The sequence below is a fragment of the Kordia sp. genome (assembly GCF_050633145.1).
Classification (GTDB): domain Bacteria; phylum Bacteroidota; class Bacteroidia; order Flavobacteriales; family Flavobacteriaceae; genus Kordia.
On sequence record NZ_JBOEFY010000048.1, the window covers coordinates 1 to 17,575 of the forward strand.

General features: G+C 30.5%; 13 protein-coding genes and 1 pseudogene. 6 read left to right on the forward strand and 8 right to left on the reverse strand.

What is annotated here, in order from left to right; all coding sequences use genetic code 11:
- The 4 genes from ACRBBL_RS20620 to ACRBBL_RS20635 form a co-directional block, all read right to left on the reverse strand.
- Positions 1-569, reverse strand: a 569-nt coding sequence (locus ACRBBL_RS20620; RefSeq protein ID WP_431370979.1) for a hypothetical protein, incomplete at its 3' end; no start/stop codon positions are given.
- Positions 570-578: 9 nt separating this feature from the next.
- Positions 579-2,318, reverse strand: coding sequence for a CocE/NonD family hydrolase (locus tag ACRBBL_RS20625; protein ID WP_431370980.1), 1,740 nt, complete (start codon positions 2,316-2,318; stop codon positions 579-581).
- 129 nt (positions 2,319-2,447) lie between these two features.
- Entirely contained in the window at positions 2,448-5,102 is a 2,655-nt protein-coding gene (locus ACRBBL_RS20630; protein WP_431370981.1) for a hypothetical protein, read from the reverse strand.
- The gene (locus tag ACRBBL_RS20635; protein ID WP_431370982.1) at positions 5,089-7,608 is read right to left on the reverse strand and encodes a hypothetical protein; all 2,520 of its coding nucleotides are present in this window, start codon (positions 7,606-7,608) and stop codon (positions 5,089-5,091) included. Before ACRBBL_RS20635 ends, ACRBBL_RS20630 begins: the two co-directional genes overlap by 14 nt.
- A gap of 173 nt (positions 7,609-7,781) precedes the next feature.
- Here ACRBBL_RS20635 and ACRBBL_RS20640 point away from each other — a divergent pair, with 173 nt between their 5' ends.
- From ACRBBL_RS20640 to ACRBBL_RS20660, 5 genes are all read left to right on the forward strand, one after another.
- Positions 7,782-8,957 carry a M50 family metallopeptidase gene (locus tag ACRBBL_RS20640; RefSeq protein ID WP_431370983.1) on the forward strand — a complete coding sequence of 392 codons (1,176 nt, stop codon included), beginning with the start codon at positions 7,782-7,784 and terminating at the stop codon, positions 8,955-8,957.
- Between the two features lie 135 nt (positions 8,958-9,092).
- Positions 9,093-9,476 carry a BlaI/MecI/CopY family transcriptional regulator gene (locus ACRBBL_RS20645; RefSeq protein WP_431370984.1) on the forward strand — a complete coding sequence of 128 codons (384 nt, stop codon included), beginning with the start codon at positions 9,093-9,095 and terminating at the stop codon, positions 9,474-9,476.
- A complete protein-coding gene (locus ACRBBL_RS20650) occupies positions 9,469-10,800 on the forward strand; it encodes a peptidoglycan DD-metalloendopeptidase family protein (RefSeq protein WP_431370985.1) in 1,332 nt (443 codons plus the stop codon). The genes ACRBBL_RS20645 and ACRBBL_RS20650 overlap by 8 nt, the downstream gene beginning before the upstream one ends.
- A gap of 96 nt (positions 10,801-10,896) precedes the next feature.
- Entirely contained in the window at positions 10,897-11,841 is a 945-nt protein-coding gene (locus ACRBBL_RS20655; RefSeq protein ID WP_431370986.1) for a peptidoglycan DD-metalloendopeptidase family protein, read from the forward strand.
- Between the two features lie 63 nt (positions 11,842-11,904).
- Positions 11,905-12,762 (forward strand): LytTR family transcriptional regulator DNA-binding domain-containing protein, encoded by an 858-nt coding sequence (locus ACRBBL_RS20660; RefSeq protein ID WP_431370987.1) that lies wholly within the window; start codon positions 11,905-11,907, stop codon positions 12,760-12,762.
- 81 nt (positions 12,763-12,843) lie between these two features.
- Here ACRBBL_RS20660 and ACRBBL_RS20665 read toward each other — a convergent pair whose 3' ends face one another.
- Positions 12,844-12,987 carry a hypothetical protein gene (locus ACRBBL_RS20665; RefSeq protein ID WP_431370988.1) on the reverse strand — a complete coding sequence of 48 codons (144 nt, stop codon included), beginning with the start codon at positions 12,985-12,987 and terminating at the stop codon, positions 12,844-12,846.
- Positions 12,988-13,197: 210 nt separating this feature from the next.
- Between ACRBBL_RS20665 and ACRBBL_RS20670 the strand changes: the two genes are divergently transcribed.
- Positions 13,198-14,307, forward strand: a complete 1,110-nt coding sequence (locus ACRBBL_RS20670) for an acyltransferase family protein (protein WP_431370989.1) — start codon at positions 13,198-13,200, stop codon at positions 14,305-14,307.
- Positions 14,308-14,403: 96 nt separating this feature from the next.
- Here ACRBBL_RS20670 and ACRBBL_RS20675 read toward each other — a convergent pair whose 3' ends face one another.
- The 3 genes and pseudogenes from ACRBBL_RS20675 to ACRBBL_RS20685 all read right to left on the reverse strand — a co-directional run bounded on the left by ACRBBL_RS20675 (position 14,404) and on the right by ACRBBL_RS20685 (position 17,431).
- Entirely contained in the window at positions 14,404-14,598 is a 195-nt protein-coding gene (locus ACRBBL_RS20675) for a DUF4386 family protein (RefSeq protein ID WP_431370990.1), read from the reverse strand.
- A 107-nt stretch (positions 14,599-14,705) separates the two neighbouring features.
- A pseudogene (locus ACRBBL_RS20680) lies at positions 14,706-15,163 on the reverse strand (DUF4386 domain-containing protein); the annotation flags it as partial.
- 174 nt (positions 15,164-15,337) lie between these two features.
- Positions 15,338-17,431 (reverse strand): DUF2306 domain-containing protein, encoded by a 2,094-nt coding sequence (locus ACRBBL_RS20685; RefSeq protein WP_431370991.1) that lies wholly within the window; start codon positions 17,429-17,431, stop codon positions 15,338-15,340.
- Between the last annotated feature and the right edge of the window lie 144 nt (positions 17,432-17,575).

The following is a 17,575-nucleotide window of genomic DNA, read 5'->3' on the forward strand; positions in this document are numbered from 1 at the left end:
TCTTTCCAGCCCCAAGGTGCGCTTGGAGTTTTTACAGGTTTTGTGATATCCATTACAACTTTAAACACACGATCGGTTCCTAAACGTCTTAAATTGTATGTAAACGTTGAATCGTCAATCGTAATCCACCAAACATTGGTTGCTGCACCAGGAATCATTTTTTGTGTTTTTGCATCTGCTGAAAATACTTGAATATCTGCTTTTCCTGTATTTGAAGTCGTTCCACCATAAAAATTGATTTTATCTTCAGAACCATCTTTGTGTCTATGATCGTGTTTTAACGTAATGCGATCGTTTTTATACGTTAAAATCCATGTGCGCGATTTGTCATCTCCTACAAAGAAAGGAATCTTCATTTCAGTTTCAGAACATTTGCGAACATGCATTGTCAATGTTTTTCCTCCAAAATCTTTATCTTCTTTTGGAAGCTCTAAAGTACCATTGTATGCTTTTCCACAATGTGTTTGTAAGGTGTTCCAGAATTTTTTGGCTGGAGTTATTTCTTGCGAAAGCGCATTAAAAGAGATAAAACAAGCAAGTACTACTATAAACTTTAGTTTAACGATCATAAAATGTAATTAAGGTTTAAAGATAGGTATTTTGATAAAACTATCTGTAAACCATTTAATCTGTAATGCTTCGCTTGCATCTTTTAGATTTTCGTCACTTACATCTTTTCCTGTTCCGTAATTTAGTTGTGAAAATGGATTGCTGTTTACATCTAAAATCATTAATAACTGACTTCCTTTTTGCAGTTTTTTACTAATTAATCGTGTGTTTGAAAACGGAAAGGAAAATAACTCATTTGGAGTTAGTAAATTTCGAGTGGTTTCATCTTTTGCATAGCTTGCGCGACCAATAAAACCAGACAAGTGAAGGAATTCTCCATTGGGCAATACTTCAAATAATGTAACACCAACATCTACATCTTTTTTATTGATACTAAAGATCAATTCGCCAGAAAATGAACCGCTAATGTATGTATCTTCTTCAAAAGGTTTTGTAATAAATGTGAAACCATTCGTTGGATTTAGTGAGTTTTCTATGATTGGATCTGGATATGAATTGTTGTTATTGCTTGTATTGCGATCTTTAAAATCGATTGTTTGTGAGAATGATTTTAATTCTTTTTGCTGACTTTCAACTAATTGCAAATATGTTTCCTCTTTTGAATCTGCCAAAAATAATTTTAACTCCTGATTGTGCATTTTTTCAATAGAAGGTGCAGATTGCCAAGTATTTGTTTCCATAACTTGGTAGTTGATTTTATCTTTTAGAATCGCAGGTTTTTCGCCATCTTTCAGAGTATAATCAAACCATTCATAGGTGATTTTTAAAGGATCAATCAAGCCATTTTCATCCAATTGATACCCACGTAATTGTCTACGTCCTCCTTTTTGCGCTCCAAAATGATCGTAAGCGCCGATAATTAAGTAATTTTCAGCGTTTTTATTGTATTTGTAATGTTGTCTGTAAAAATATAGATTAGAGTTCTGAGAATCGTTATAATAGCCATCAAACGTTAAGATAGGAATGTCAATATTTGTGAATTCTTCTTTGTACGGAACCATGTTTTGCCAATATTCATCGTAACTCGGATGTGATATCCAACGTTGAAAGAATGCATTTGGTGTTCCGTCAATACTATCCATTTTTTTATACGCACTTCCAGTATTCCACCATTCAAATTGTAGGCTTCTAAAGCGTTGGCGATCATTTCCAACTACTGTATCGAGTGTTTTATTATTTCCTACATAAAAAGCCCATTCATAATTCGGATTGATAAAGATATTGTTCTCCATTGGTAAACCATTTCCAGGTCTGTTAGCTGCCGCTGGAACAATTGTTTTTAGTGCAGGATGCATCTTTTTTGTTGCTGCCCACTGTGTAAAACCATTGTAACTTCCACCATACATTCCAACTTTTCCATTACACCATTTTTGTTTGCTAATCCAATCAATTACTGCGTATGTATCTGTAGCTTCATTTTCGTATGGAAAAATGTCATTTGGGCTTTTGTATTTTCCTCTAGAATAGGTGATTATTCCGATGTAACCATTGTCTACAGCATGTTTCAGTGTATTTACATCTCTATTTCGAACATAGATTGTATGTTGTAAAATGGCAGGTTTTGGACGAGCATCATCTTTCTTTTTTACAACAATTCCAGAAATGAAGATGTCTTTTTCAGTTTCTATCAGAATATCTTCAATCACATATTCACCATCAATTCTTGTACCTGTTACAGCTTTTTTCTCTTGATGTGAAGAATTACAACTTACTAAAATTAGTAGCAAACAGATACAAACGTTTTTCATGATGGTTGTGTTTAGTTGAAAGACGTACGATTTCTGAAAATGTGACAGGTTTTGTGAAGTTTATATCGAATTCCATATGCTTATAGATGTTTAAAACATATATAAAAGAAGGAAATTAATAAAATGTTATTATGATTTAAAACTTTGCTCTAACCCCATTTCTCTTATTTTATCTAGCCATTCATAAATCATTGCCTGACTGTATTTAGGTTTTCCGTTTACATCCTTTTCCTTTTCTAAAGCAATTGCCAATAAAGCATATTCATTTTCAAGTGAAGTTCCAAATATTCCTTGATCGTCTGTATTTATAGAAACAAACATTTGAGGACACTTTTTTATTTTATAAACATCAGTTTCTAAATATAAGTTAAAGAAGTCTTTTATAGGATGTTTATTATATTTATCAATGGTTCCAATCAAATAATTAGAAGTTGGATTACACTCAATACCTATATTCAAATCTTTTATATAATGTTGAAATTTATTTTGAATTTTACTAACTATTTTGATGTAAGTATCAGAAATAGTAAACTGTTTAATTTCTTTTCCTTTATTCTTAATTTTTTGATTGAAATGATATTGTTGATACAAAAATTTAATTTTAGAATCTTTTCGGATATTTGAATTTTTTGGATAGAAATAATTGATTCTGCATCGTTCCCAATATGTCATGTTTGAGATTTGATTAACGTCATTTTCTATATTTTCCATATAAAGATATGGATCATCACCACGCAGTTTCCATGCATCGTAATAAATATCATGTGTAAAATTCAACGAGGCAAATTTTACCTCTTGATCAAAATTTACTTGATATATTTCTCGAAACAGCGAATCAAAAAGTTTTTCTAGCTTATAAACTTCACTTGAAAATTCATTAATGTTATATTTTCTAATTTTAGCTAATAACCATGATATGTTATCCATTAATAGTTCTTTAGGCAACATTATCTTTCTATCTTTCAAGTTAAAATATTCTTCTACATTTATCCCAAGCGCAAGTGCATGACCAATTCTATCGCCTGGACGAAACTTTAAAAACTTGATTACTTCATCAATACTTCTAATACCATCAACAATATCATAGAAATCTTCTCCTGCGTGAAATGTTGCAGATAATTTATTTTCAATTATTTTATTTTTTAAATAATTAAATTCCCCATGTAACTTATGATCTTTTAAATATCTAAACACTTGGGCAAACACTTCTGGTCTGGTATTAAATTCTGATGATGCAGCATCAATTCCTTTAATTAAATTTGCTTTTTTAGCATAAGACTCACGTAGTAGAACTAATGCTTTAGCTTGTTGTTCAATATCTTTTCTTAATTTATAGTGTCTAGGTAATCCTACTTGTGTTAGTGTCGATTTTGTATTTTCTTCTTTCTTTTTTATGAAATGTATGGTATAAAAATGTTTTTCTTTTTTTAGCTTATTAAATAATTTTTTATTGGGAATTTTGATGTTTCTACCTGTTAATGAATTCACATCACTATTACGTTGGTACTTTTTAAGACTTTCGTTCAACTCTTTGACAGAGTTCTTTGGAGCTACTCGAGTTTCAAATGATACTATGTTTTGAAACTTTCTAGTATCATTTATTGTCATTTGATACATTGCAGTTTCATAAATACTGTCTTCTGGAATAAAATATTCTTTTCGATCTTGGTATTTTGAAAAATTTGAAAAACCAATCCTTTTATTAATCTGAATCAATTCAGCTCTGAATTCATTTTTAATCAATAAATATATGTGTAAAAGTTTTGAAATCTGTTCTGATTGTTCACATTTCGAATATATATATTTGAATGTGTCATATAATAATTTACGTTCACCGTAAAGTAGAAAAGAACCTTCAAAGTTATGAATGTGCATGTTTTTAGTTATTGCATAATCAGCGATACCGTCTTTACCTTTATGATTGAATTTATAACCATAAAGGAATTTATTTTGACTTACTTCATTTTGCAACTCATTTAGGTTAAGCAGGACTTCAAAAGATGTTTGTTTATTAGATGAAGGTTTTAACAAAGATTCCCAATCTTTTAAATTAATATTTTTATCCTCAGAATTAATAAATTCAAATAATAGTAACCGTATTCTACATGCTTTATAAACTAAGATATCGATTTCTTTCGTATGATTTTTAAAAGAATATGATACTTTTCCATTTAATTTAATTTCTTTTTTTAATTCTTTAAAGGTTCTATGGTGTGTATTAATAGTATTCATTAATACGATCCATGAAAGATTAAAAACAGGAGCTGACCCTTTAAAATGGAAGTGATTTTCAGCGACTCCTTTTAATAACATTTTTTTCAAACGATTATTTGTAGAAAAAATCACAGGCTGCCATGCAAAAAAATCACGATTTTTCTTGGCTCTATTGTCCATATAAGCAAAATATGCACATGTGAATATATCTTCACCAAGAGTAAAGGACAAATCACGCCATCTTAACAAATGCTGATAACTAACAAATGGTTTATTATTCCGTTCTTTTAAGACTTGCTTATTGAAGTGCAATAGCAAGTTGTAAACAGATTTTTCCTGTTTACCATTTTGGTATACATCAAAAAACCAATCTTCTTCTAGTTTTTTATGGAGATTCTCAATTTCATCAAAACTCAAATGATGAAAATATTTAAGTCCATTTTCTAAAAAATCTTTTTTTGCGACTATATCTTTATTTTTGAAACTAGTAATATCATACAAATCTTGAATCAGTTTATCTGGACAGATTTCTCCAAAAATAACTTGAATAGATTTTCTAAGATTGTCCATTGGCAAGTTGTTTTAAGAAGTATTCTATAGCATACAAACCTTTTTCATTAGAAGAATTCATCATCTTCCTATATTCACTCAAATAGTCCTTAATAAATGGGTAATCATTAAAATCTTTAAGCATATTAGACATAGCTGTTCTTACTCCTTGCGAAGTATAGTTTTCTACACTAAAGTAATTTCTATTGTAATGGTCATAACTCCTTTTTGCTTGTAATGAAATTTGATCTATTAAAAAACGACTATTCAAAGAAAAGATTTTACTTATTATATCATCTATTTTATCTTTTAAAATTGCTTTTTCATCTTCACTAATATTAACTTTATACTCAGGTGAGTGAAGTCTGTTTATTTTTTGAAAAAAGTGATCTCTTAATTGCTCTCCAATAATCGCTTCTATAAATTCGTGTTGTAAAAAATAATCTTGCAATGAAATTCTACTTGAAGCTAACATATCATCAACTTCTGATAGTACGTCTTTAATTTTACTAATAACTTGTTTGTTGATTATTTCACTATATGTATAGTTTCCTGAAAACCTAGCTTTATTGAAAATCATATCATTTAAAATAATTTCTATTAAATCTACGCTGAAAAATGGTATGATTTCATTTTCAAAATTAAATTGACTTTCACTAACATCTTTTTCAAAAATTCTATTAAAATGACTTTCATAAAAAAACATATTTCTAATAAACCCCAATAAGGAGAAAATCACATTATTACTGTCACGTTTTAAATTGTATAAATAATTTGCTTCATCATTTTTTCTATTTATATCTTTCTTTTTAGATATAACAAAAGCTCCAATAAGCTCATTAATTTTTGCCTGCTTATCTTTTATTTCGCGAAGTTCAAAAGTCCATAAATCATTTGTTTTTTCATTATACATTATTCTAGAGCTATTTGGATAAATTGTTAAGCCAATCATTTTTTCAGCATTGTCTTCATTCTTTTTGTATGCTGTAGTCAATTCTATAGTGTAATATATTTTTATAGCTGATAGAAAAATAGTGTCTTCTAAGTCATATACGGCTCTCATGTAAAAATTTAATGTTTTCAATACATCGCCAAAAGAAATATTTAAAGAGTTATTTTCTAAATTTTCAATATCACTTATAGATTCAAAATGTTCATCTATTACATTATCACCTTTATATTTATCTCTAAAATCTCTTTTATTTCTATCTAATTCTAAATCTTTATAATACTTTTTTAAATAAATTATTAATGATTTATTTTTATTACCGTAATCAATCTCATCTAATTCTTTTAATATTTGAAATTGTTTTTTATTCAAATTATTGTAGCACCAAACATTAAAAAAATAAGATTTAAAAGCTTCTCTATTAGCTCCGTTTGATTCATCTTCATTATCAGATTTATTCAAATCATAAATAAATTTAAAAAAATGGACAAACTCACGTAAATTTCTGGGAATTAAGTAGTTTACATTTGTCTCTTTTTTAATAAATAAAAAACCTGTAGCTTCATAAATATTCTTTAGGATATCATTCTCGATAGAATCTGCATTAATTTTTTCACCTAAGTATGTAAAATTAATATTCGTATCTGAATAATTGATAGAAGGTAGATAACAACGCCTATTTACAGGAAAGAGTTTGAATAGATATTTAGAAGCCATGTCACCTGGATCATCAGAAAGTAGCTTCATATCTTTATGGATCATCACCTTGAATTCTTTTCTAATTTTTTGTTCTACAGCATCATTTAGTTGCTCAACCTTACAAGCAACACAGACTATAATATTATCTTGAATTAGAAATTGACGTAAATCTTCTAGCATTTCGTAAGCATTAGATATATTTAAGTCAAAATCATCTATAGGTACAATAAGAAAGTTTTTGGTTTCTTTTGTTTTTGAAAAGCCATAAATACACTCTAAATACTTCTTTACTAATTTATTAAATGTGATTTTTAGATTTGTACCATAAGCTAAAGCACTTAATAATTCAATAGTTTCTCCGCTATACACAGATGACTTCTCACTATTTAGTGTTTTTAGATTTTCAAATACTTTTTGAAACCTTTTGATTAATTCTCGTTTATCATCTTCAATTAAATTAGAATCTTTCTGTTTTAGTTCATACTGAAATTTTGCAAACATTTTGGAAATCACAATTTCCAATAAAGTATCTTTATCTCTAAATAATGAAGGATCAACAATATCCAAAGAAGCACAATTTATTGATTTAAGTTCCTTGTAATTATTGAAAAATGACTCGCTTTTTTCATTTACTAGCGCATCTACAAAAGATATCATAGATGAACTTTTTCCAGTACCACGCTCTCCTGCGAATGCAATGACATTATTATAATCATTTGCACTAATACTTTTAGGATCTTCTGTATTTGAATAACTTATGATTTCTACAACTGCTTTGGTAGCTTTAGTATAAACTTCTTTGAAAAGAGAAGTTTCAAACACTTCAACACTTTCCTTCTTAATTTTATACTCGTCACTAATATTTATTGTTACTGCCATTCATTAAGTTTTAAGTAAATTTTTATTATAACTGTTTAAATATATCTAATTAAATAGTGAATTTTATTACATGATAAATAAGTTTATTAGTGATTTATTAACATATATTTTCAAAGAAGAAAAAAAATATTATTTCAAAAAATCCCATAACTTTACACCACAAAACTCTTTACATGCCATTCCACGTTGCATTAATTTTTATGTTGTCTTTATTGACGTTTCGTTTGCTCACAACCGTGATTCATGAGTTGGGACATGCGATTCCTGCATTGTTGTTGACAAAGGAAAAAGTGACCGTTTATATGGGCTCACATGGAAATCCTGAAAAATCGATGCAGTTCCACTTAGGGCGATTGGAATGCTTTTTTAAGTTCAATTTGTTTTATTGGAAAGGCGGATTGTGCGTCATGCATGAAAAAGATATTTCTGTACGTACAAGTTTTATTGTCACCATTTTCGGTCCACTTTTTTCTTTGATTGTTGCCGGTATCGGGATTTTAATTCTTTCATTGAATGAATTTGGTGATGTGGCAAAACTGGTCATTTTTGCATTGATTTTTTCTTGTATCGTTGATTTTTTGAATAATATCTTTCCGAATCGAGACACAATTACATTACATGACGGAACGTTTACCAATAATGATGGTATGCAATTATTAACTTTGTTGAAATTCCGTAAATCGTATCGAAAATTTCAACTTGGAAAGCATTACATGGAGAATTCTGAGTTTGAGGATGCAGCCAACACTTTTGAAGAAGCATTAAAGTTTGAAAATAATGAAGATGTTTTTTATCGCTTGGCGATTTATGCAAATTTAATGCAGCAAGACTTCGATAAAGCAAAAACACTACAAGAAGTATTCTCCGAAAAGTATGGAAATTTGTTTGAAACAAATGATTATATCAACTTATCAGTTATTCAAAGTCATTTTGAAGCGTATGAAGAAGTCATCATATCAACTTCAAAAGTACTGGAAGAAAATCCAAATAACACAGATATATTGAACAATCGTGGATATGCATATGGAATGCTAGATAAACATACAGAAGCTATTGCTGATTTAGATAAAGCTATTACAATTGAACCAGATTTTGCTTTTGCTTGGAACAATCGTGGGTTTTCAAAATTGAAACTCGGACAGTTACAAGAAGCTTATAAAGACATTGAACATTCACTTCAATTGAATAATAAAAATCCGTATGGATATCGCAATTTAGGTTTGTATTATTTTTATAAAGAAGACTATCAAAAAGCATTGGGTTTGTATCAAAAAGCAAATGAAATCAATCCAAAAACAATCTTACTACAAGAATATACAGCAGAAGCTACACTTAAACTTTCTGATTAAGTAAACTCAACAACTATCATTAAATCAGTAATTTAATAAAAAATTAAACTTCTCTAAAAATTACACTATGACTACAATTATAGTTTTATGACTATTTTTATAGTCATATATTAAATATTGTTCTATATTTGCCACATGAATGAGTTGACAAAAGCAGAAGAACAGATCATGCAATATGTATGGAAATTAGACAAAGCCTTTTTAAAAGATATTGTAGAACAGTTTCCCGAACCAAAACCCGCATACACTACTATTTCTACAGTAGTACGCGTACTGGTGAAAAAGAAGTTTTTGAATTTTGAAACCTTTGGAAAGATTCGCCAATATTCACCTGCGGTTTCAAAAGAGCGCTATTTTTCTCAGCACATAAAACAAGTCATTGGTAACTTTTTTAATGGTTCTACAAGTACGTTTGCTTCCTTTTTCGCGGAAAGCGACACCTTGAACTTGACAGAAATGGAACAAATGAAAGCCATTTTAGAAGAAAAGATTAAAAATTTAAAAGCAAACGATGAATAGTATTTTGGTATATATTTTTCAAGCGAGTTTGGTGTTTGGAAGCTTTTATTTGCTATACAAATTTTTGTTTAGCCGATTCACGTTTCATACGTTTAACAGAATACTTCTTTTAGCTTTGATTCCTTTGTCTTTACTAGCACCATTTAGTAACGAGCTGTTTCCACAATTGCAGATTTTTGCACTAGAAATTCCATTGTTTGACGATTTTGGAGCATTTTCAGAAGTTCCAGACAACTCATCAACAAATGAAGCTGGAAATCATCAAAAGATCGATTATGGTTTCTGGATTTTTTCCATCTACGCAATCGGTGTTGTCTGTTTTTTACTAAGATTCGTTCGAACAAGCTATCGATTAGTCAAACTAAAAAAAGATTCACACAGACTAATTTCAAACAATACAACAGTCTATAGCGCCAATGTTTCTGAAGTATTCTCTTATTTTCATTGGATTTTTGTTCCAAACACAAATGAAAGTTTCATTGACGAATGCATCATTACACATGAAAAAGCACATAGCACCAAATTACATTCTGTAGATGTTGTGTTTACAGAACTTTTTATAGCGTTCAGTTGGTTCAATCCACTCGCCTATTTCTATAGAAAATCCTTAAAATCGATTCACGAATTTCAAGCAGATGCTTTTGTATTGGCACAACAAAAAGTAAAGAAATCGTCGTATTTAGAGCTGCTTTTACTGAGTTTAGAACCTAAAAACACGAATCCTGCATATAATTATTTTTCACATCCATCACTCAAAAAACGAATAGAAATGATCACAAAATCACAATCAAAAAACAGATTAAAATTTAGCTACTTGCTTGTAATTCCTATGATAGCACTAGCTTTTATGGCATTTAAAAGTGCTGACAAAACCGTAATTCCTGATGAAACCTTACCAACAGCTTTTATTAGAATAGGTGGAATTCCTGCGTTATTTCCCGTGCAAAACGGAACTATTAAGAGTATTTCTTCAAAATTTGGAACAGTTCGAAAACATCCAAAGTTAAAAAACAAAACTCCACATGGCGGAATTGATATTAAAGCCGCAAAAGGAGCACCAATTGTTGCTACAGCAGACGGAACTGTTTTAAAAGCCAAAGACGAAGGAAATTGGGGGAATTTAATCGTTATTTCGCATGCAGATGGTTTTGAAACTTTGTATGCACATTTAAAAGGATTTAAAGTAAAAGAAGGCGAAACAGTTACTAAAGGCGATATTATAGGTTCTGTTGGCAATACAGGATTATCTACAGCGCCACATTTGCATTATGAAGTTCGTAAAGATGGAAAACGCTTAGATCCACTGAAATATATTACAGAATAATGTCCGAAAAATAAGCTCACAATTATTTACGCAAGAATACGTTATACTTGCAGTTCCCTAAAAATCTATTTTAAAAATTAAATTGAAAAATTACTCATGAAAATATTTTATTTGTTCGCTTGTACATGCTTGATTTCTTTGAGTGCGTATGGTCAGACAAAAGACAGTTTATCTATTGAAAAAGAAGTTGAACTTGAAACTAAAGTCAAAAAATTTAAAATAAACACTTCGTTTCCTGCGGCTTCCATCGCTTTGTATGGTTTGCAAAATACAGAAACGCCTAAGAAAGATTGGATTGCCGAAAATTGGGATACCAAAGTGTTTAATCCATATAAAAACGTAAAAAAACAATTTCCGTTACAGATTACATTTAGCGACAGCACATATGCTTCTCCAATTGCGCGAAAAAAAGTCATTACATCACGTTATGGCTGGCGAAATAGAAGACCACATAACGGAATTGATATCGATTTGATTACTGGTGACAGAGTTATGTCGATGTTTGATGGTGTTGTACGTTATGTAAAATATCATTCTGGACATGGAAAAACGGTTGTTGTACGCCATTTTAACGGTTTAGAGACAGTGTACGCGCATTTATCCAAACAATTGGTAAAAGTGAACGATACAGTTCAAAAAGGGCAAGTAATTGGCGCTGGAGGAACTACAGGAAATGCACGTGGAAGTCATTTGCACTTAGAAGTATTATATCAAGGAATTCCAATTCATCCAGAATATGTCTTTGATTTTTCGAATGAAGATAATTTAGTACGAAGCAATGAAGTTTGGGTTACTCGCAAATGGACAAGTGCGTACCGATTTAGTTCGAAACGTAAGCCTAACATTAAACTTCTTACTACTGAAGAAGAAGCTATTGCTAGTAAAGCTGATGAAACGAAGATTTACACAGTGCGTCGTGGCGATACGTTATCTCGTATTTCTAACAAATACAATGTTTCTGTTGCCACTTTATGTAAAGACAATTCGTTGAGAAGAACTTCTACCTTGCGTATTGGACAAAAGTTAATTGTAAAGCAATAAAAAATAAAAGTTGATGCGCTAGTTTATATTTTACAAGTAAATTAGCGCTTCAATTTTTTACGTTTGATTGCAAAATTTCTAAAATACCTTCGCGAACCGTATCCATATTTGTATGGAAGCAAAAAACGATTATTCATTCTTCTTAGTATAATCGGTATTTTAAGCTTCTTATTTTCATACACTTTCGATCCTTTTGAAGTCAATGTTGACGAGCACAAAATCAATTATATTTGGATATTGTTTGTGCATGCATTTTTACCATTTCCGATTATATTTCTCTATTTCATACTACTAAACAGCACTATAAAAGATCGTTCTCGCTGGACACTTGGAAAAGAAATGTTTTATTTGTGTCTCATCTTAATTATTGTTGGAATTACAAACTTTTTGATTCGAGATTTAATTTATAACAACCCAAACAATTGGTCATTTCGTTATTTATATGAAGAAATCAGAAATTCATTTCTTGTTGGAGCTTTATTGCTAACTATTGTACTTCCGCTGAATTTGGAACGTTTGATATACAAACACAGCAAAAGTCTAAAGAAACTAACACTTCCAAAAGCAACCGAAAGTTTCAACCAGCAAATTATACAAGTAGTATCTGGAAATGAAAACTATCAGTTTGAAGCACAAAATTTTCTATTCGCAAAAGTAGAAAGTAATTATACTGAAATCTACGTTGATACTGAAAATGAAGTGCAAAAAACACTCTTACGAATCACACTTAAAGAATTGGAAGTCTATTTGCACGATTTCCCAAATATCTACAAAACACATCGCTCCTACTTGGTCAATTTAGATAAAATTACTGCTTGCACTGGAAATGCACAAGGATATCAATTGTCGATACAAAACTATGTTGAAACGGTTCCTGTTTCTCGTTCTAAACTGAAAGAGTTTAATGAGCATTTTTTTTAAATCCCATAAATTAAATACAGTACACATAAAAGAATAAGTGCTAAAAAAAGCGAACCGAAGTTCGCTATATCTAGAATATTATCAACATCCTTCTACATTGCCACAATTAAAGCTTGTAGTACAATTGAAATTTGTTGGAGGAGCTTTTTCTGGTCGGATTCCACCTTTAAGATTTGAAATACATTTTTTGTTCAATTTTAAATTTTTAATACTTCTTTTTTTCATGGTATCTAATTTTGATTCCATATAAAGTTATAAAACAAAATTATCAATCATATACGGTAATACCTTAATTAAAATAGTTTTTAAAAAAAATGAGGTCTAAAGCTTTGTGTTTACTTTGTATTTCGTCACTTTCCCTTGCAAACAGTCACATTTCAAAGCATGACATCAAATTCTGTTATACGTTTGTCATATCAAAAAAACGAACAAATTATGACAACAAAAACACGCAGATACGATTTAGATTGGTTACGCGTTATTGCCATTTTAGCAGTGTATTTGCATCACATAGGAATGCCTTTTAACGGTGACGATTTTGACATTATGAACCCAGAATCAAGCAAAACATTAGATGATATTATGGTTTTCTTTGAGCAATTTCGCTTGCCATTATTATTTCTAATTTCTGGAACAGGAACCATTTTTGCATTTTCAAAACGAACTTGGATTCAGTTTGCAAAAGAACGCGCCATTCGCCTATTAATTCCGTTAATTTTTGGTGTATTAGTCATCGTGCCGCCACAAATATATTTTGGAAACAAAGCGTCCTTTTCTTCCTATTTTGATGTATATACGAATGGATATTTTGGCGTAAATCATCTTTGGTTTATAGAAAATCTATTCTGGATGTCTATGGTATTAATTCCATTCATTTTATTTCTAAAATCTTCGAAGTCAAACACGTTTCTAAAGTCATTTGAGCGCCTTACGTCAAAACGTTTTGGACTTTTCGCTTTGGTGATTCCGTTTAGCATTCTGTTTATCATTCTCAAACAATACTATCCTAGTTATGACAAAAGTCTTTTCAACTTCTCCACTACTTTTTTCTACGGATTTTTCTTGATTTTGGGAATGTTGTTCGCTTCCGCAGAATCGACTTGGTTACACTTGAAACAGTATCGCAAAACAAATGCCGTACTATTTTTCACGAGTTCAATCATTTTCTATACGTACTATTTGATGCCAAACGAATGGCTTTCACCCAATTTTTCTACAAACACACTTTGGTGTTTTTGGTATATCGTCTGTTGTTTAGTCGGTTGGAGCTTTTTGATTACATTACTAGGTTTTGGGCAAATTTGGCTACATAAAAAAAGTACACTTGTACAAAAACTAAACGAAGCTATTTATCCGTTTTACATTCTGCATCAAACAGTTATTGTAGTATTTGCATATTATATCATTCAGCTTGATGTGAATATTCCAGTAAAAATGATTTTATTAATCGTTACTTCTTTCCCTGTTATTGTGTTGATTTATAAGTTTTTAATTTATCCATTTAAAATCACACGCATGCTGTTTGGAATGAAGAGCTTCAAATGACACTAGCTTTATTTAAAATTCTAAATACATTGAGCTCGTTTCTACTTTTAACAATTTAAAAGCAGAAACGAGTTCAGTGATTATATATAAATTACTTTATTCTTCGGATGTTTTTAATCCTTTAATAATTAACCATATTGGAAGCAATAATTGTGCTAAAGCAGTTGGAATCATTAGGTTCATACTAATGCCATTTCCAAAGAGTGTACATACCATTTCTATACACATTAATAGTATGGCAAACATTCCGAAAATAGAGATCAATTTCGGAATTAACTTAGTAACATACATTGTATAAAATAATACAAAAGCTGGGAAACATGATAGTAATAGTGATAAATAATGTGTCCACGCATGCCTTTCATAAAGCAACGTTCCTGTCTCTTATACACATCTNNAATACAAAAGCTGGGAAACATGATAGTAATAGTGATAAATAATGTGTCCACGCATGCCTTTCATAAAGCAACGTTCCCATAAGTTCAAATGAATCATTGTTTACATTTCCGCCTTTTACATATGCCTGACTTACATCTAAAAGTGATAAAACACTACTATTATCAACAAATATTGCTATAAAGTATAAGATGCAGAATGCTAGATACGTAAAGGCCAAACGGACACTATACTTCTTAAAAATAGGCAATAACAATATCGCGATTACAATAGATAGTGTTCCACTGATAATACCTAATAAAGTTGAAGTTATAATTTCATTGCCATTAGCTGAAGTCGCTGTGAGGAAATCATCTGCAAAAAGTGGAGTTTGCAAAAATTGATACATTGTTACGCCAATGGCGAAGATTAGCAATAGTAATACTCCTATTACACGTGCTGTTTTTTGGTTTGAATTCATTTTATTGTTTTTTGATTGATATGTATACGACTCGTAATGAGTTAATTTGTTACATCAAAACAGTAAATATGTATTTTTAACTTCTAACCAAAACCAATACGTTACCCTAATTCATTTATGCAAGTCAAAAAAAAGACACTTTATATAAAAGTGCCTTTCTTGTAAACTATGATGCTATTTTTTTGATTTCATCTTTTCTATTTCTTTTCCCAGTTTTTTATTCCAAGGATTTAACTCAAAAGACTTTTCAAGCAACGGCAATAACTCATATTCGTCGCTACCAAGTTTGCGTAAACTTTCTATATAATAATCATACACTCTATGCGTATAATAGCCTTCTGGATACAATTCAAAGTTTAGTTTGTAAAACTGTATTGCTTCTTCATGTCTTCCCTTTTCTGCTAAAGTCTGCCCATATTCGTTAATTAAACGCTCGGAAATTGCATATTCAGAGTCTTTGGTATATTCAGTTTTGATGAACTCAACAATCTCATCTGTCGATTTTTCTTTTGCCAAATTTGAAATCGGTGTACGATTCAACATTAACTTTCGTAAAATCCACCAATAACGCCATTCTGGAGTCGAAGTTCTGTCTGAAAAATTAAGCAACGTGTAAATATCAACTGTTGTTTTATGCACTATAACAATGTTTCGTTTTGGAATCACCGTAATATATTGTCCAAATGCGCCCCATGCAGTATATGCACCTTCAAAATCTGGGTTGTCATAAAAACGATCAAACAACCACCACATATAACCGTATGAAAACTGTGCAGGACTTGATACATCTCTATTGTAACGTGTGTTTACCGTATCTTTTGGTGTCACTGTTGTTGTAATTTTACGAATCCAATTTTTAGAAATTAGTTGTTTATCATTCCATTTTCCTTCTTGCAACATTAATTGTCCAATTTTTGCCATATCGCGCGTAGAAAGATGCATATTATATGCCGAATAGCGAGATTTAGAAGTATTTACTGTTCTATCTTGGTTTTGGATGTTCCAGTCCTGAAAACCTAAAGGAATTGCTAATTGCTGTTCCAATTCCTGATAGACATTTCTTCCTGTTTTTTGCTCTAAAATAAATCCTGCCACATTAAAGTCCCAATTATTATATAAAAAGTAGGTTCCAGGTTGTACGCTACCTCTTTTCTTAAGGTTGTTTGTATCATATCCATCATTTGAAGGTTGATGAAAAACACCAGATCGAGCTGTTACAATATGATCTACTTTTGCTTGTTTCTCTATTGCTAACAAACCATCATCTTCGTTTACACCAACATTATCAATGGTTTCATTTAAATCGATAGTCCCATTTTCAACATATTTACCATATAACATTGCTAAAATACTTTTTCGAACAGAAGCATTATAGCTAATTTCAGAAACATCTCCATATTCATATACGACTTTACCGTTTTCAAGCACAATCATACTAGTTGTTTCCGATTCTTCTTTTAAATACGTATCAATTTCTTGTAGTTTTTCTTTTGTAAAAACAGAATTAGTCAAAGAAGTTTCTTTTTCAAACGCTTCACCTTCAAAAGCTGCACTTTTGTACAACCAGGTTTGCGGACTCATATAAGAAACTAGAATCGTAGTTCCAGCTAAAATAAAAAGTCCGATTAATACTTTTTTAATTCTGTACTTCTCATAGATTGAAACAAGCAATTCTTTTTTATGTATCCATAAATACGCAATTCCAAAATTAGGCAACCAACTTGCCCAAACAGAGATTCCATATGCAAAACTAAAATCTCCTGTAATACTCATTAAAGGTGGTAGAATAAATCGTAGCATGACTGCAGAAAAACTTCCGACATAACTATAAATCATGTATTCTCGATGTTTAGCAATGTTGCCTTTTCGGATTGCTTTATACGCCATATACGTTATAAGTGTCCAAATAAAAGCGCCAAATACAAATCCTATTTTAGTGATGAGTCCGCCTCTAACAAAAAATCCAACATACAATCCTACTGGACCGCTAATAAAGATGGAGAACACATAAATTTTTCCGATGATTCTGTGTGCTTTCATAAATTTCTTTCGAAATTTCCCTATAAATTGAATCCAACCTACAAATAAAGCAATACCGCCAAACGTAATATGTATATAAAATGCTGTCATATACAAAGCACTATTGAGGACTTCGTCGGGTTTTGTAGATAATAATGCAATAGGTTCGTCTGCTAAAAAGTATTTTATAGGATAGACACTAATAAACACGCACAGACCAATAAAGATAAGCCAAGCTAATTTTTTCATTTTTAATAAATTTAATTGATTGATGAGTTCAAAAATAATATCAAAATGAGTGTATTAAAATAGCCAAACTGCTCTAAGGTATAAAGTCAGTCATTTAGGTTGAAAACCCGTTATTTAGGTACGAAATATGTGGTTTTAGGTATA

Coding starts and splice junctions, on each gene's coding strand:
- ACRBBL_RS20630 (WP_431370981.1), bottom strand. CDS start 5,102: ATGGACAATCTTAGAAAATCTATTCAAGTTATTTTTGGAGAAATCTGT.
- ACRBBL_RS20635 (WP_431370982.1), bottom strand. CDS start 7,608: ATGGCAGTAACAATAAATATTAGTGACGAGTATAAAATTAAGAAGGAA.
- ACRBBL_RS20665 (WP_431370988.1), bottom strand. CDS start 12,987: ATGAAAAAAAGAAGTATTAAAAATTTAAAATTGAACAAAAAATGTATT.
- ACRBBL_RS20675 (WP_431370990.1), bottom strand. CDS start 14,598: ATGTATGTTACTAAGTTAATTCCGAAATTGATCTCTATTTTCGGAATG.
- ACRBBL_RS20645 (WP_431370984.1), top strand. CDS start 9,093: ATGAATGAGTTGACAAAAGCAGAAGAACAGATCATGCAATATGTATGG.
- ACRBBL_RS20650 (WP_431370985.1), top strand. CDS start 9,469: ATGAATAGTATTTTGGTATATATTTTTCAAGCGAGTTTGGTGTTTGGA.
- ACRBBL_RS20625 (WP_431370980.1), bottom strand. CDS start 2,318: ATGAAAAACGTTTGTATCTGTTTGCTACTAATTTTAGTAAGTTGTAAT.
- ACRBBL_RS20685 (WP_431370991.1), bottom strand. CDS start 17,431: ATGAAAAAATTAGCTTGGCTTATCTTTATTGGTCTGTGCGTGTTTATT.
- ACRBBL_RS20655 (WP_431370986.1), top strand. CDS start 10,897: ATGAAAATATTTTATTTGTTCGCTTGTACATGCTTGATTTCTTTGAGT.
- ACRBBL_RS20640 (WP_431370983.1), top strand. CDS start 7,782: ATGCCATTCCACGTTGCATTAATTTTTATGTTGTCTTTATTGACGTTT.
- ACRBBL_RS20670 (WP_431370989.1), top strand. CDS start 13,198: ATGACAACAAAAACACGCAGATACGATTTAGATTGGTTACGCGTTATT.